The following is a 14,110-nucleotide window of genomic DNA, read 5'->3' as shown; positions in this document are numbered from 1 at the left end:
GCGGGAGGGCCATGGCGGAGCGCGCGCGCCCGGTGAGCGTGGCGGGCAAGGTGATGGCCATCCTGAACGCCTTCGCCCAGGGCGACGTGCGCCTGAACCTCAGCGAGATCTGCCGCCGCGCCGGGCTGCCGCTCGCCACCGGCCACCGGCTGGTCGGGGAGTTGGTCGGCGGCGGCTTCCTGGAGCGGGTGCCGGACGGGACGTACCGCATCGGCACCCGGCTGTGGCGGATCGGCAGCCAGGCCCCGGCCGTCACCGGGCTGCGGGAGCTGGCGCTGCCGCACATGGAGGACCTGTACGAGGCGACGCACGACAACGTGCAGCTCGCCGTGCTGCGCGAGGACCGTGTCCTGGTCGTCGAGCGGCTGCGGGGGACGCGCTCGGTGCCGGTCGTGACGCAGGTCGGCGCGACGCTGCCGCTGCACACCACGGGCGTCGGGAAGGTGCTGCTGGCGTTCGCGCCGCCGGAGTACCGGGAGCAGGTCCTCGCCGCCGGGCTGGCGCGGCACGCGGCCCGCACGATCACCGACACCGGCGAGATGCGGCGCTGCCTGGAGCAGGTCCGCCGCTCGGGGTACGCGCTGACCCGCGACGAGATGACGCTCGGCGCCTCGTCGGTCGGCGCCCCCGTCCGCGACGGGACGGGCGAGGTGGTGGCGGCGCTGTCGCTGGTCGCCCGCACCCGCAGCGCCGACCTGCGGCGGCTGCTGCCGCCGCTGACGACGGCGGCGCGGGCGCTGTCGCGCGACGTCGCCCAGCACTGGCGCGGACGCCCCGAGACGTTTTCCGCCGAGCGGAAGGCCGGCGCCTGAACCTGCGGGTACGCGCGCCAGCATCGCAGGGGGGATCCCCCGAGAACGGATGACGAGGAGGCTCGATGCGTACCCAGGTCGCGATCATCGGCGGTGGCCCGGCCGGGCTGCTGCTGTCGCATCTGCTGCACCTGCAGGGGATCGATTCGGTGGTCCTGGAGAGCCGCGACCGCGGCTACGTGGAGCGGCGGCAGCGCGCCGGGATGCTCGAGCAGGGCACCACGGACGTGCTCCGCGAGAGCGGCGCGGGGGAGCGGCTCGACCGCGAGGGCCTCGTCCACCACGGCCTGGAACTGCGGTTCGGCGGCGCGGGGCACCGGATCCCGCTGACCGACCTGTCGGGCCGGACGGTGACGGTCTACGCGCAGACGGAGATCGTCAAGGACCTGGTCGCCAAGCGCCTGGAGGACGGCGGCGACGTGCGGTTCGAGACCGAGGTGGTCGGACTGGACGCGTCGGCGCCCAGCGTCACGTTCCGGGACAGCGGCGGGACGCACACCCTGGAGTGCGACTACATCGCGGGCTGCGACGGATTCCACGGCGTCAGCCGTCCAGCGGTGCCGGGGCTGCGGACGTTCTCCCGCGAGTACCCGTTCGCCTGGCTCGGCATCCTCGCCGACGTGCCGCCGTCCACCGAGGAGCTGATCTACGCCAACCACGACCGCGGGTTCGCGCTGCACAGCCTGCGGTCCCCGGAGGTCAGCCGGCTCTACCTGCAGGTGTCCCCGGACGAGGACATCGCGGACTGGTCCGACGCGCGGATCTGGGACGAGCTCGCGGTCCGGTTCGCCACCGACGACGGGTGGAAGCTGCACGAGGGCCCGATCACCGACAAGTCGATCACGCCGATGCGCAGCTTCGTGGCCGAGCCGATGCGGCACGACCGGCTGTTCCTCGCCGGCGACGCGGCCCACATCGTCCCGCCGACCGGGGCCAAGGGCCTGAACCTGGCGGTGTCGGACGTGATCGTGCTGGCCAGGGCCCTGAGCGAGCGGTACGCGACGGGCTCGGACACCCTGCTGGACGCGTATTCTTCGACGTGCCTGCGGCGGGTGTGGCGGGCCGAGCACTTCTCGTACTGGATGACCACGCTGCTGCACGTGGATCCGGCCGCCGACGACTTCGCGCTGCGGCTCCAGCGCTCCCACCTGGACTACGTGGCCTCGTCCGAGGCCGCCAAGACGTCGCTGGCCGAGAACTACACCGGCCTCCCGATCGGTTAGACCGCCTGCGGACGGGTGCGTGCGCCGGTGAACGGCGCACGGCCCGGATGTGTTCCCCCGGCCGATGAGATGCACATCACGCAAGCTGGCAGTGCCTGAAATTTTGCCGGACATGCAAGTTCGGTTTACCGTGGGGGCATGACCGAGACGAGCCTGCGCGAGCGCAAGAAGGTCGCGACGCGCCAGGCGCTCAGCCGCGCCGCCGCCCTCCTCGCCGTCGAACGCGGCGTCGAGGGCGTCACGATCGAGGCGATCGCCGACGCGGCCGGGGTCTCTCCGCGCACGTTCCACAACTACTTCCCTGGCAAGGAAGAGGCGATCGTCGCGCCGTTCACCGACGGCGCGCAGGCCGTGATCGACGCCCTCCGCGCCCGCCCGGCGGGCGAGCCGATCTGGGACGCGCTGCGCGAGGTCGTCCGGGAGGCCCTCCTGCCGACCGACACGCGGGACGAGACCATCGCGCTGCTGCGCGTGGTCAAGCAGAACCCCGCGCTCGTCGGCAAGCAGCTGTGCGGCCTCGGCGAGATGCAGCGGCAGATCGCCGAGGTCGTCGCCGCGCGCACCGGCACCCACGCCGGCCGCGACCTGTACCCGCACCTGCTGGCCGGGGCGGCGGGCGTCGCCATGCGCACCGCCCTCGACCTGTGGGTGGACGGGCGGACCGGGGCCGACCTCCCCGAACTGATCGACTCGGCGTTCGCCCAGCTGCGCGCCGGGCTGCCCGGCCCCTAGCCGGGCGCTCCCGACCCCCGCGCCGGGACGCCGCCAGGCGGCGCGGGGGCCCCGACACGGCGGCCACCACCCCCCACCACCCCTTGACCGAAGTGACAGCCTGACGGCCGGCCGCCGTGGGGCCATGTCCGCACGCCCCGTTACCGATGGGACGCTCTCTTGGCCACCTTCCTCTACCGGCTCGGCCGGTTCTCCTTCCGGCGGCGCCGGCTGGTCGCACTGCTCTGGGTGGGGCTGCTCGTGCTCTTCGGCGTCGGCGCCGCCACCCTGAAGGGGCCGACCTCCAACGACTTCTCGATCCCCGGGACCGAGTCGCAGCAGGCGATCGACCTGCTCAAGGACCGGATGCCGCAGGCGTCGGCGGACGGCGCGACCGCACGGGTCGTGTTCGCCGCGCCCGACGGCAGGACCGTGACCGACCCCGCCGGCAAGGCGGGCGTCGAGAAGGTCGTCGCCAAGCTGAAGGCGGCGCCGCAGGTCGCCTCCGTCGTCGACCCGTACCAGGCCAAGGCCGTCTCGCAGGACGCCCGGATCGCGTACACGCAGGTCACCTACAAGGTGTCGGCGATCGACATCACCGACGCGGCGCGCGACGCGCTGACCGCCGCCGCCCAGCCCGGCCGCGACGCCGGGCTCCAGGTGGAGATGGGCGGCAACGCCACCGAGGCGATGCCCGAGCAGAGCGCCACCGAGGTGATCGGCGTCGCGATCGCCGCGGTCGTTCTGATCATCACGTTCGGGTCGCTGATCGCCGCCGGGCTCCCGCTGCTGAACGCCATCCTCGGCGTCGGCATCGCGATGGCCGGGATCACCGCGGCGACCGGGCTGTTCGAGATGAGCTCGATGACCTCGACGCTCGCGCTGATGCTCGGGCTCGCCGTCGCGATCGACTACGCGCTGTTCATCGTCTCCCGGTACCGGCACGAGTTGCAGGAGGGACGCACCGGCGAGGAGGCCGCGGGACGCGCCGTCGGGACCGCCGGATCGGCGGTGGTGTTCGCCGGCCTGACCGTCGTCATCGCGCTGGCGGGCCTCGCCGTGGTGGACATCCCGATGCTCACCGAGATGGGGCTCGCCGCCGCGTTCGCCGTGGTCGTCGCCGTCCTCATCGCGCTCAGCCTGCTGCCCGCGCTGCTCGGCTTCGCCGGCCGCAAGGTGCTCGGCGGCTGGATCCCGTTCCTGCGCGGCGGCGCCTCCCGGCGCGGCCGGCCGGGCTTCGGCGAGCGGTGGGCCCGGTTCATCGTCCGCCGCCCGCTGCCGGTGCTGCTGCTCGCCATCGTCGGCATGGGCGTGATCGCCCTGCCGGCGCTGCACCTGCGGCTGGGCATGCCCGGCGACGAGGTCGCCTCGCCCGCCACCACCCAGCGCAAGGCCTACGACCTGCTCGACAAGGGCTTCGGCCCCGGCTTCAACGGCCCGCTCATGGTCGTCGTGGACGGCGGCGAGGCGCAGGCGGCCGGGCAGCGGTTCGCCGGCGAGATCAAGGCGCTGCCGGACGTCGCCGCCGTGTCGCAGCCGCAGGCGAACCCGGCGGGGGACACCGCGGTGCTGACCGTCGTCCCGAAGAGCGGCCCGAGCACGGCGCAGACCGAGGACCTGGTCTCGGCGATCCGCGACAAGGGCGGCGCGCTCAAGGCGGAGACCGGCGCGAGCGCCATGGTCACCGGGCAGACCGCGATGGCGATCGACGTGTCGGCCAAGCTCAGCGGGGCCCTCGCGCCCTACCTCGGGCTCGTCGTCGGCCTCGCGTTCATCCTGCTGATGCTGGTGTTCCGGTCGCTGCTGGTCCCGCTGAAGGCCACCCTCGGCTTCCTGCTCACCGTCGCGGCCACCTTCGGCGCCGTCGTCGCGGTGTTCCAGTGGGGCTGGCTGTCGGGGCTGTTCGGCGTCGACACGACGGGCCCGATCATGAGCATGATGCCGATCTTCATGATCGGCGTGGTGTTCGGGCTGGCCATGGACTACCAGGTCTTCCTGGTCACCCGGATGCGCGAGGAGCACGTGCACGGCGCCGCCCCCGGCGAGGCCGTGGTCACCGGGTTCCGGCACGGCGCCCGCGTCGTCACCGCCGCCGCGGTGATCATGATCGCGGTGTTCGCCGGGTTCCTGTCCTCCTCCGAGTCGATGATCAAGATGATGGGCTTCGCGCTGGCGGCCGGCGTCGCCTTCGACGCCTTCGTGGTCCGGATGACGATCGTCCCGGCCGTCATGGCCCTGCTCGGCCGCGCCGCCTGGTGGCTGCCGGGATGGCTCGCGCGCGTCCTGCCCAATGTGGACGTCGAAGGTGAGAAGCTTCGGCATCTGCTCCGTGACGGACAGGGCGACGGCCGCGGCGACGGCGCCGGCGGCGCGCCGCGCCCCGGCGAGGGCGAGCGCGAGCTCGACCCGGCCGTGACCTGATCCAGGGCCCGGGCCGTCCTCCGCGCGGGGACGGCCCGCGCCGTCCCCGCAGCCGCCCGCTCACCCGAGCGCGGCGGACCCGCCCGCCAAAGGACAGCACATGAGCCTCCTCGAACAGCCGTCCCGGCCGGTCTCGTCGTTCGCGCGGCTGCGCAGACCGGGGCGGCCGGAGGGCGGGAGGCCGGGCGGGCGGCCCGGCGCCGTCCGGGAGCTCGTGCTGATCGCGGTGCTGTTCACGGTCTACAAGCTCGGGCGGCTGCTGGCCAACGACCGGGTGGGCGAGGCGTTCGGCAACGCGCACCGGATCTGGGACATCGAGCGGGCCCTCGACCTGCCGAGCGAGGTGCACGTCCAGCACGAACTGCTGCACAGCCAGTTCCTGGTGCACGTGGCCAACTGCTACTACGCCTACGTCCACTTCCCGGCGATGGCGCTGTTCCTGCTCTGGATCTACCTGCGCAGGCCCAGGCATTACCGGTGGATCCGCCGGGTCCTGGTCGCGCTGACGGCCGGGGCCCTCGCGCTGCACCTGCTCGTCCCGCTGGCGCCGCCGCGGATGCTCCCCGCGACGGGCCTGATCGACACCGCCACGCGCTTCGGCCCCTCGGTGTACGGGTCGCCGCAGCAGGACACGATGGCCAACCAGTACGCGGCGATGCCGTCGCTGCACATCGGCTGGGCCGCGATCATCGCGATCGGGCTCGTCCTCACCTGCCGGACGCGGTGGCGGTGGCTGTGGCTGCTGCACCCCGTCCTCACCATCGCCGTCGTCGTCAGCACTGCCAACCACTACTGGATGGACGGGATCGTCGTGCTGGCGCTGCTGGCCGTCGCCGTACTGCTGCTGCGGCCCCCCGTGCCCGCCCGGACCGCCGGCGGCCCCCCGGCCGCCCCCGGCGGGACCCGCGCGGAACCGGGCGCGCCCTAGTCAGGGCGCCGCCGGCTCGGCGCCGAGCGTGTCGAGCAGCTCCACGACCGGCTGCAGCTTCTCGTACAGCAGCAGCACCGGCTCGCCCGGCCCGGCCATGTCCAGCGCCGAGGTCAGCGCCCCCTTCAGGTCGCCCGCCGGATGGTGCAGGACGCCCGGCCGGCCCTCCCGCAGCCCCTGGACGATCAGCCGGGTCATCTCGCCCGAGCGGCGGCCGCGCAGGTCCTCGTCCTCGTAGACGACGACGCGGCCGAACGCCCCGGCCAGCGACCGGGCGGTCTCGGCGACGAGCTCGTCGGACCGGTCGCCGGGCAGCGTCACGGCGGCGACGCCGCCCTCGCCCCAGCGCGCCCGCACGAACGCGCCGACCGCGGTGATCGCCGCCGGGTTGTGCGCGTAGTCGACCAGCACCGGGTTGTCGCCGACCCGGTACACGCAGCCGCGCCCCGGGTTGCGGGTGTGCGGCTCGAAGGTGCGCAGCGCCTCGGCGGCGCCGTCGACGGAGACGCCGAGCGCGCGGGCCGCGGCCAGCGCCGCCAGCGCGTTCGCGACGACGTGCCCGGCGCGGCCGCCGTACGCGCCCGCGATCTCCTCCACCGGCAGCACCCGCGTGCGGTGTCCGCCGCGCGCCTCGGTCAGCCAGCCGTGCTCGACGCAGTACCCGGTGCCGCCGTCGCGCAGGTGCCGGGCCAGCACCGGCGCGTCCGCCGACATCGCGAAGTAGCACAGCCGCGGGTCGCGGCGCCGCACGGCGAGGCGGTCGGCCAGCCCGGCCGCCGGCGCGTCCTCGGCGTTGAGGACCAGGTGGCCGCCGCGATGGATCTCCTCGGCGACGAGCGCCTTGATGTCGACCAGGTCGTCCACCGACTCGGTGCCGTCCATGCCGAGGTGGTCGCGGGTGATGTTGGTGACGACCGCGACGTCGGCGCGGTCGTAGCCGAGGCCGCGCCGGACGATCCCGCCGCGCGCCGTCTCCAGCACCGCCGCCTCCACCGACCGGTCGCCCAGCACGATCTCCGCCGAGCGCGGGCCGGACGCGTCCGACCGGTGGACCAGCCGGCCGCCTATGTACACGCCCTCGGTGCTGGTCATGCCGGTGCGGACGCCGCTCAGCTCCAGCATGTGCGCGATCATCCGGACCGCGGTGGTCTTGCCGTTGGTGCCGGTCACCGACACGACCGGCACCCGCGACGGCGTCCCCGGCGGGTACATCAGGTCGATGATGTCGCCCGCCACGTCCCGGCCCTCGCCCTCGTGCGGGGCGAGGTGCATCCGCAGCCCCGGCGCGGCGTTGACCTCCAGGATCCCGGCGGCGCCGCGCTCGGCGGGCAGCGGCGCGCCGATGTCGGGCAGCCGCAGGTCGATGCCGCACACGTCCATCCCGACGGTTCCGGCGGCGCGCACGCACATCGCGGCGACCTCGGGGTGCACGTCGCCGGTCACGTCCCGGCTGGTGCCGCCGGTGGACAGGTTCGCGTTGCGGCGCAGCCACACCGTCTCGCCGTCCGCGGGCACCGCGTCCGGGCCGTGCCCGTGCCGGGCCAGCAGTGCCAGCTCGGTCGCGCCGAGCGCCAGCCGGGTCAGCGGCCGGTCGTGGCCCTCGCCGCGCGCCGGGTCGGCGTTGACCCGTTCCACCAGCTCCGCGATCGTGGACGTCCCGTCGCCGGTGATCCGCGCGGCGGTCAGCTCGGCCGCCGCCACCACCCGCCCGCCGACCACCAGCACCCGGTAGTCCCGCCCCGGGATGTAGGACTCGACGAGGACGCCGCCGGACCGGCCCTCCCCGCCCGCCGCCGACGCGAACGCCGCCACCACCTCCGGCGGCTCGGACAGCTCGATGTGCACGCCCTCGCCCTGGTGCCCCGACAGCGGCTTGACCACCACCGGCGCGCCGATCTCCCGCAGCGCCGCCAGCGCCTCGGCGGGCGAGGCCGCCACCCGGCCCTCCGGCACCGGGACGCCCGCGTCCGCCAGCACCCGGTGCGCCAGCCGCTTGTCCGCCGCGATCTCCATCCCGATCGCGGACGTGCCGTCGGTCATCGCCGCCCACACCATCCGGCGGTGCCGCCCGTACCCGACCCGCAGCAGGTTCAGGCCGCCGACGCGGCGGACCGGCACGTCGCGCGCGCGGGCCGCGCGGGCCAGCGCGGCCGTGCTCACCCCGAGCCGGCCCGCCTCGTACTCGGCGGCGATCGGGGCCAGGTCCGGCGCCGGATCGGGGACCGACCCGGCGAGCGCCGCGGTCACCGTCCGCACCGCCAGCTCGATCAGCTTCTCCACCACGGCCGTGCCGGACGGCTCGTCGCGCGGGCACTCCAGGATCACCTCGTAGTCGCCGGGGCCGCCCGCGCGGACCGTCCGGCCGAAGTACACCTCCCGGCCGATCAGCCCGGACAGCTCCAGCGTCACGTGCTCGGTGACGTGGCCGAAATAGGTGCCGCGGGTCATCGCGTCCAGCAGCCCGCCCGGCCGGCCCGCCGAGCAGTGGTGCGCGCGCAGCCCCGGCAGCGCCGCCACCAGCCGCTCGGCGAAGCCGGGATGGTCGGTGGTCTCGTGGCCGGTCAGGCCCTGCAGGTCGAGCCGCGCGACGGCGACGGGACGGTTCAGATAGACGTTCGGGCCGCCGATGCGGCGCACATGGTCGAGCCGCACGGCTAGTCCTCCCCGGGCCCGCGCATCGTGCCGATCGCCGGCAGCCGGTCGTTCATCTGGAAAGAGCACCCGGCGGGCAGCAGGTGCAGGGAGACGTCGAGCATCGCCATCGGCTCGTCGTCGGAGGCCGCGTAGGCGACCGTCGCCTGGCCCGCGTCGACGACGGTCACGACCCCGGTGCCGACCACCGTGAACTGGCCGTCGCCCACCACGATCGCGGTGTCCTCGTCTATCCCCACACCGAGCAGCCGGGTGTCGAGCGCGATGCCGCTGAGCAGCCTCGGCAGCCGCCCCCGCTCGTTGAAATGCATGTCGATCAGCACGTTGTCCAGCAGCGCGAGGCCCGGCCCGACCTTCACGCTGGACGCGGCGACCTCGTGGCCGTGGCCGCCCAGGATCATCCAATGGCCCATCGCGGTCGCTCCGGCGCTCGTCCCGGCGATCACGAGGCCCTCCTGCTGCAGCCGGCGCTTGAGCAGCTCGTTGGTCCGCGACCCGACCAGCGTCCGGATCCGCGACTGGTCGCCGCCGCTGAACAGCACGCCGGTCGCCGAGTCCAGCGCGCACAGCGTCGCGGCGCCGTCGGCGGCGGCGCGGCCGAGCAGCCGCAGCTCCCGCACCGACGGCACGCCGAGCCGCCCGAACACCGCGGTGTACTCCTCGGCGACCTCCTCGGGAACCTCGGTCGCGGTCGTCACCACCACGATTCGCGCGTCCTCGGCGCCGGCCAGCTCGACGAACGTCTCCAGGGGCCCGGACCCGCAGGTCCGGTTCTCCGCCCCGCCAATGATCAGCAGCCGGCCCTTGCGTCCGGCGTCCCCGCTTCTGTCCCTCACACCTACCGACTACCCTTGATCACTCCAGGTAGTCTTGCGGTCGCGCGACGTGGTCAGCCCGAGACTCGCGGCCCGTTCCGGCGCCCGCTGGAGCATCCCGGCGGCTGTGTCATGCTGGGCGGATGAGCGGCAGCTCTGTCCCCCCGAACGGCCGTCCCGCCCCGGCGCCCGCGCGGCGCCCGGCCGGACCCGCCGCCGCGCTCGCCGCGGCGTCCGCGCACTACCTGCGGGGCGAGCCGATCGACATGTCCGCGCTCGCCGCCGAGCTGGGCGTCGGGCGCGCCACCCTCTACCGCTGGGTCGGCAGCCGCGAGCAGCTGCTCGGCACCGTGCTGGCGGAGATGACCGAGCGCACCTACCGGGTCGCCGCGCGCGGGGTGCGCGGCACCGGGCCGGAGCGGATCCTCACGGTGCTGGAGCGCTTCATGCGGGCCGTGGTGGACGCCGCGCCGCTCCAGGCGTTCACCGAGCGCGAGCCCCGGCTGTTCATCCGGCTCGCCACGATGCCGGGCACCATCGAGGACCGCGCGACCGAGCTGCTGACCCGGGAGCTGCAGCGGGAGACCGACCGCGGCGCGCTGGCGGTGCCGCTGCCGACCCGGACGCTCGCCCAGGCCGTCGTCCGCATCGCCGACTCGTTCATGTACGCGCACTACCTCGGCGGGAACCGGCCGGAGATCGAGCAGGCGCTCGAGGTCGTCGAGCTGCTGCTGCGGCCCTGCCGGCACGACCCCTGCCGGCACGACGCGCCCGCCGGCCCGGGCCGCCGCCCGCGCGACGGTGAGGGAATCTCCGAGCCCGTCTGAGCGCTGATGTTTTTAGCGGGAATGACTATTTCGTGGCATTAGTCCGCCATGAGAGGCTGGAGATCATTGGACGCGCTGTCGAAAGAGGGACGGTCGGGCCGTGAGTGACATACCCCGCCGCGCGGTGACGCGGACCGCGAAGCTGGCCGCGCTGCCGCTCGGCTTCGCCGGGCGCACCGCCCTCGGGTTCGGCAAGCGCACCATCGGCCGGCCCGCCGAGGCCGTCGCGCTCGAGGTGCAGCGCCGGACCGCCGAGCAGCTGTTCTCGGTGCTCGGCGAGCTCAAGGGCGGCGCGATGAAGGTCGGGCAGCTGCTGTCGATCTTCGAGGCCGGGCTGCCGGAGGAGGTCGCCGGACCGTTCCGCGCGAGCCTCACCCGCCTCCAGGAGGCCGCCCCGCCGATGCCCGCCGCGACCACGCACAAGGTCCTCGCCGAAGGGCTCGGCGCGGACTGGCGGGACCGGTTCGCCGAGTTCGACGACCGGCCGGCCGCCGCCGCGTCCATCGGCCAGGTGCACAAGGCCGTCTGGCACGACGGGCGGGCCGTCGCGGTCAAGGTCCAGTACCCGGGCGCCGCCCAGGCCCTGATGAGCGACTTCAACCAGATCTCCCGGCTCAGCCGCGTCATCACGCCGCTGTTCCCCGGCATCGAGGTCAAGCCGGTGGTCGCCGACCTCAAGCGCCGGCTGCAGAAGGAGCTCGACTACGTCGACGAGGCCCGCGCCCAGACCGCCTTCCACGACGCCTACGCCGGCGACCCCGACTTCGTCGTCCCGGCGGTCGTCGCGCAGTCGGGGAACGTCCTGGTCACCGAGTGGCTGGAGGGCACCCCGCTCGCCAGGGTGATCGCCGAGGGGAGCCAGGAGGAGCGCGACCGCGCCGGGCTGCTGCTGTTCCGCTTCCTGCTGTCCGGCCCGACCCGCTGCGAGATGATCCACATCGACCCGCACCCGGGCAACTTCCGGCTGCTGGCCGACGGCCGCCTCGGCGTCATGGACTTCGGCGGCGCCGCCCACGTCCCGGACGAGCTGCAGTGGTCGATCGGGCGGCTGCTGCGCATCGGCACGCTCGGCGACCCGGACGAGATCGTCGACGCGCTGTGGGAGGAGGGGTTCCTCGCGCCGGACGCGGAGGTCGACCCCGAGGAGGTGGCCGCGCTCGTCACCCCGCACGCCGCCCCGTTCGCCGTCGGCCGGTTCCGCTACACCCGCGAATGGATGCGCGAGCAGACGTCGCGGGGCCTCGGCCTCGCCGCCGACATGCGGCCGGGCGCGCTCGCCCGCCAGTTCCGGCTGCCGCCGCAGTACCTCGCGGTCAGCCGCGCCCTCGCCGGCGGCGGCGGCGTGCTCTGCCAGCTGGAGGCGGAGGGCGACTACCGCGCCGAGGCCGAACGCTGGCTCCCCGGCTTCGCCGACGGCGACGGCCCCGACCTCGGCGACGAGACCGCCGTCACCGCCTGACCCGCGATCCCGCGGGACGAACGCCACCCCGAACGCAGCAAGGGCGCCCCCTACGGCGAACGCAGCGAGCGGAGGTCGCCGGTCAGGAGAGGGCCTTGGCCTCTTCCTCCTCGACCTCGCGGTTCCAGTCGCGCTTGCTGGACTGCCAGCCGTCCTCGTCGCGGCCGCGGCGCCAGTAGCCGGAGATCGACAGCTGCTCCAGCGGCAGGCCGCGGTCGACCCGCAGGTGGCGGCGGAGCGTCTTGACGAAGCCCGCCTCGCCGTGCACGAACGCGTGCACCTCGCCGTCGGGGAAGTCGAGCTTCTGGACGGCCTCGGCCAGCAGGTCGCCGACCTGCCGGCCGTCGCGGTGCAGCCAGACGATCTCGGTGCCGGCCGGAGCGCGCAGGTCCTGCTCCTCCTCGGGCCCGGCCACCTCGATGAACACCCGGGCGGGGGCGCCGTCGGGGATCCGCTCGAGGGAGGCGGCGATCGCGGGCAGCGCGCTCTCGTCGCCGACCAGCAGGTGCCAGCCCGCCTCGGCGCGGGGCGCGTAGGCGCCGCCGGGGCCGTCGAAGAAGATCTCCTCACCCGGCTGGACGTTCGCCGCCCACGGCCCGGCGATGCCCTTGTCGCCGTGGTGGACGAAGTCGATGGTCAGCTCCACGGCCTCGGGGTCCCAGGCCCGGACGGTGTAGGTCCGGACGCTCGGCCACTGGTCGCGCGGCAGCTCGGCGCGGACCGTCTCCATGTCGAACGGCTCGGGGTACGCCACGTCCGGGAGCGGGAACAGCAGCTTCACGTAGTGGTCGGTGAACGCGCCGGCGCCGAACCCGCGGAGGCTCTCGCCGCCGAGCACCACGCGGATCATGTGCGGGGTGAGGCGCTCGGTGCGCAGCACCGTCCCCCGGTTGAGCTTGCGCCCCTTGCGTACCGGTTCCGTGGCCATGCGGACCTCCGCTGAGTCGATCAGTGCTAATTAGGCAACCCTAACCTCTGACGCGTCAGGATTGTTCCGCCGGACCCTTTCCGGGGCCTGCGGGACGGGTCTCGGGGGCCAACGGCGGGACGCCCGCCGGGGTACGGTCTGCGGGGCGGCTCCCTCTGCGCACGGGACGGGTGAGGCGGTTGGCGGTCAGCAGGCAGACGATGACGGACGAGCAGCGCAAGTCGGTCGCGCTGGAGTACCTCAAGGGATTCGACAACGGCGGCGTGACCTCGGACGGCTCCCCGCTGCTGGACCTGTTCGCCGACGACGCGCAGGTCCACTTCCCGAAGTGGGGGCTGGCGACCGGCAAGGACGCGATCGGGCGGATGTTCGGCGACGTCGGCGCGACGATCAGGTCCATCGAGCACCACTACGCCACGTTCAACTGGGTCTTCTCCGGCGGGGACACGCTGGTGGTCGAGGGGACCAGCCACGGCGAGCACCGGGACGGGCCCTGGCGGGCGGGCGTGCCCGAGTGGGGCGCGGGCCGGTGGTGCGACGTCTTCGAGATCCGCGACTGGAAGATCCAGCGGGTCTTCATCTACCTGGACCCGGACTACGCGAGCGGCGACACGGCCCGTTATCCCTGGCTGAAGGGCTAGGGGGCCGGGCGGGGACGTGGCGGGGGCCACACGCCCGCCATATATTTCACGAGTAAATTACTTGTTAAGCTTTAGGAGTGAGCGAGAAGAGCATCGGCGCGGCGGCCGTCCGGATCCGGCCGCTTCCGCTGCGCGGCGTCCTGACCGTCGGGAGGGCCGCCGACATCTGGCACAAGGCGGCCCTGAGCGCGCCCGTCGCGTTCGGCATCCCCGCGCTGGTCCTGCTGGCGCTCGGCCGTCTCGACCTCGCGCTCTACACCTCCGCCGGGTCGCTGTGCGCGATCTACTCGCACGGCGAGCCCTACGCCTCCCGCGCCCGCTTCATGGCGTGGGTGGTGCTCGGCATGCTCGCGAGCGTGGGGATCGCGCTGGTCACGGCGGCGACGACCGACTCCACCGCGATCCGCGTCGCGGTCGGCGCGCTGCTCGCCGCCGCGCACAAGACGCTCTGCGACGCGGCGCGCACCGGCCCGCCCGGCGGCCTCATCCTCACCTTCATCGCGGCGAGCTGCCTGTTCGTCCCGCACCAGCGGCTCGCCGACGTCCCGTTCCACCTGGCCCTCGTCCTGGCCGGCGGCGCGGTCGCCTGGCTGGTGGCCATGGCGCCCGGCCTCGTCCGCCCGGACGGCCCGGAGCGGACGGCGGTGGCCCGCGCCCTGGAGGCCGCGGCCCGGCTCGCCGCCGCCGGGCCCG

11 protein-coding genes and 1 pseudogene are annotated in these 14,110 nt (G+C 74.2%); 9 read left to right on the top strand and 3 right to left on the bottom strand.

Features of this window, described 5'->3' with window-relative positions:
- Positions 1–11: 11 nt before the first annotated feature.
- From ABD296_RS33635 to ABD296_RS33615, 5 genes are all read left to right on the top strand, one after another.
- On the top strand, positions 12–812 hold the full coding sequence (locus tag ABD296_RS33635) for an IclR family transcriptional regulator (protein WP_344276637.1): 801 nt from the start codon (positions 12–14) through the stop codon (positions 810–812).
- Between the two features lie 65 nt (positions 813–877).
- Complete coding sequence (locus ABD296_RS33630; protein WP_344276634.1) at positions 878–2,035, top strand: 4-hydroxybenzoate 3-monooxygenase; 1,158 nt, start codon at positions 878–880, stop codon at positions 2,033–2,035.
- Between the two features lie 138 nt (positions 2,036–2,173).
- Entirely contained in the window at positions 2,174–2,767 is a 594-nt protein-coding gene (locus tag ABD296_RS33625; RefSeq protein WP_344276631.1) for an acyl-CoA-like ligand-binding transcription factor, read from the top strand.
- Positions 2,768–2,926: 159 nt separating this feature from the next.
- Positions 2,927–5,167, top strand: a complete 2,241-nt coding sequence (locus ABD296_RS33620; RefSeq protein WP_344276628.1) for an MMPL family transporter — start codon at positions 2,927–2,929, stop codon at positions 5,165–5,167.
- A gap of 100 nt (positions 5,168–5,267) precedes the next feature.
- Positions 5,268–6,095 carry a phosphatase PAP2 family protein gene (locus tag ABD296_RS33615; protein ID WP_344276625.1) on the top strand — a complete coding sequence of 276 codons (828 nt, stop codon included), beginning with the start codon at positions 5,268–5,270 and terminating at the stop codon, positions 6,093–6,095.
- On the opposite strand, the gene cphA is transcribed toward ABD296_RS33615, so the two are convergent.
- Positions 6,096–8,747, bottom strand: coding sequence for a cyanophycin synthetase (gene cphA / locus ABD296_RS33610; protein WP_344276622.1), 2,652 nt, complete (start codon positions 8,745–8,747; stop codon positions 6,096–6,098).
- Positions 8,748–8,749: 2 nt separating this feature from the next.
- Entirely contained in the window at positions 8,750–9,583 is an 834-nt protein-coding gene (locus ABD296_RS33605) for a cyanophycinase (protein WP_344276619.1), read from the bottom strand.
- A gap of 122 nt (positions 9,584–9,705) precedes the next feature.
- Here ABD296_RS33605 and ABD296_RS33600 point away from each other — a divergent pair, with 122 nt between their 5' ends.
- Together ABD296_RS33600 and ABD296_RS33595 are read left to right on the top strand one after the other, a co-directional pair.
- Positions 9,706–10,389, top strand: a complete 684-nt coding sequence (locus tag ABD296_RS33600) for a QsdR family transcriptional regulator (protein WP_344276616.1) — start codon at positions 9,706–9,708, stop codon at positions 10,387–10,389.
- Between the two features lie 100 nt (positions 10,390–10,489).
- Positions 10,490–11,848: an ABC1 kinase family protein gene (locus tag ABD296_RS33595; protein ID WP_344276613.1), complete on the top strand. Its 1,359-nt coding sequence runs from the start codon at positions 10,490–10,492 to the stop codon at positions 11,846–11,848.
- 82 nt (positions 11,849–11,930) lie between these two features.
- Here the strand turns inward: ABD296_RS33595 and ABD296_RS33590 are convergent, their stop codons facing one another.
- On the bottom strand, positions 11,931–12,776 hold the full coding sequence (locus ABD296_RS33590) for a siderophore-interacting protein (protein ID WP_344276610.1): 846 nt from the start codon (positions 12,774–12,776) through the stop codon (positions 11,931–11,933).
- Positions 12,777–12,976: 200 nt separating this feature from the next.
- Here ABD296_RS33590 and ABD296_RS33585 point away from each other — a divergent pair, with 200 nt between their 5' ends.
- Positions 12,977–13,417 (top strand): nuclear transport factor 2 family protein, encoded by a 441-nt coding sequence (locus tag ABD296_RS33585; protein WP_344276607.1) that lies wholly within the window; start codon positions 12,977–12,979, stop codon positions 13,415–13,417.
- Between the two features lie 77 nt (positions 13,418–13,494).
- A pseudogene (locus ABD296_RS33580) lies at positions 13,495–14,110 on the top strand (FUSC family protein); the annotation flags it as partial.

This window comes from Actinomadura napierensis (assembly GCF_039529375.1).
Lineage (GTDB): Bacteria > Actinomycetota > Actinomycetes > Streptosporangiales > Streptosporangiaceae > Spirillospora > Spirillospora napierensis.
The sequence above is the reverse complement of the archived record's forward strand: the minus strand, read 5'-3'. Positions and strand labels throughout refer to the sequence as shown.

Excerpts from the sequence above, each read along its gene's own strand:
- ABD296_RS33590 (WP_344276610.1), bottom strand. The coding sequence starts at position 12,776 with ATGGCCACGGAACCGGTACGCAAGGGGCGCAAGCTCAACCGGGGGACG.
- ABD296_RS33630 (WP_344276634.1), top strand. The coding sequence starts at position 878 with ATGCGTACCCAGGTCGCGATCATCGGCGGTGGCCCGGCCGGGCTGCTG.
- ABD296_RS33585 (WP_344276607.1), top strand. The coding sequence starts at position 12,977 with ATGACGGACGAGCAGCGCAAGTCGGTCGCGCTGGAGTACCTCAAGGGA.
- ABD296_RS33625 (WP_344276631.1), top strand. The coding sequence starts at position 2,174 with ATGACCGAGACGAGCCTGCGCGAGCGCAAGAAGGTCGCGACGCGCCAG.
- ABD296_RS33600 (WP_344276616.1), top strand. The coding sequence starts at position 9,706 with ATGAGCGGCAGCTCTGTCCCCCCGAACGGCCGTCCCGCCCCGGCGCCC.
- ABD296_RS33635 (WP_344276637.1), top strand. The coding sequence starts at position 12 with ATGGCGGAGCGCGCGCGCCCGGTGAGCGTGGCGGGCAAGGTGATGGCC.
- ABD296_RS33615 (WP_344276625.1), top strand. The coding sequence starts at position 5,268 with ATGAGCCTCCTCGAACAGCCGTCCCGGCCGGTCTCGTCGTTCGCGCGG.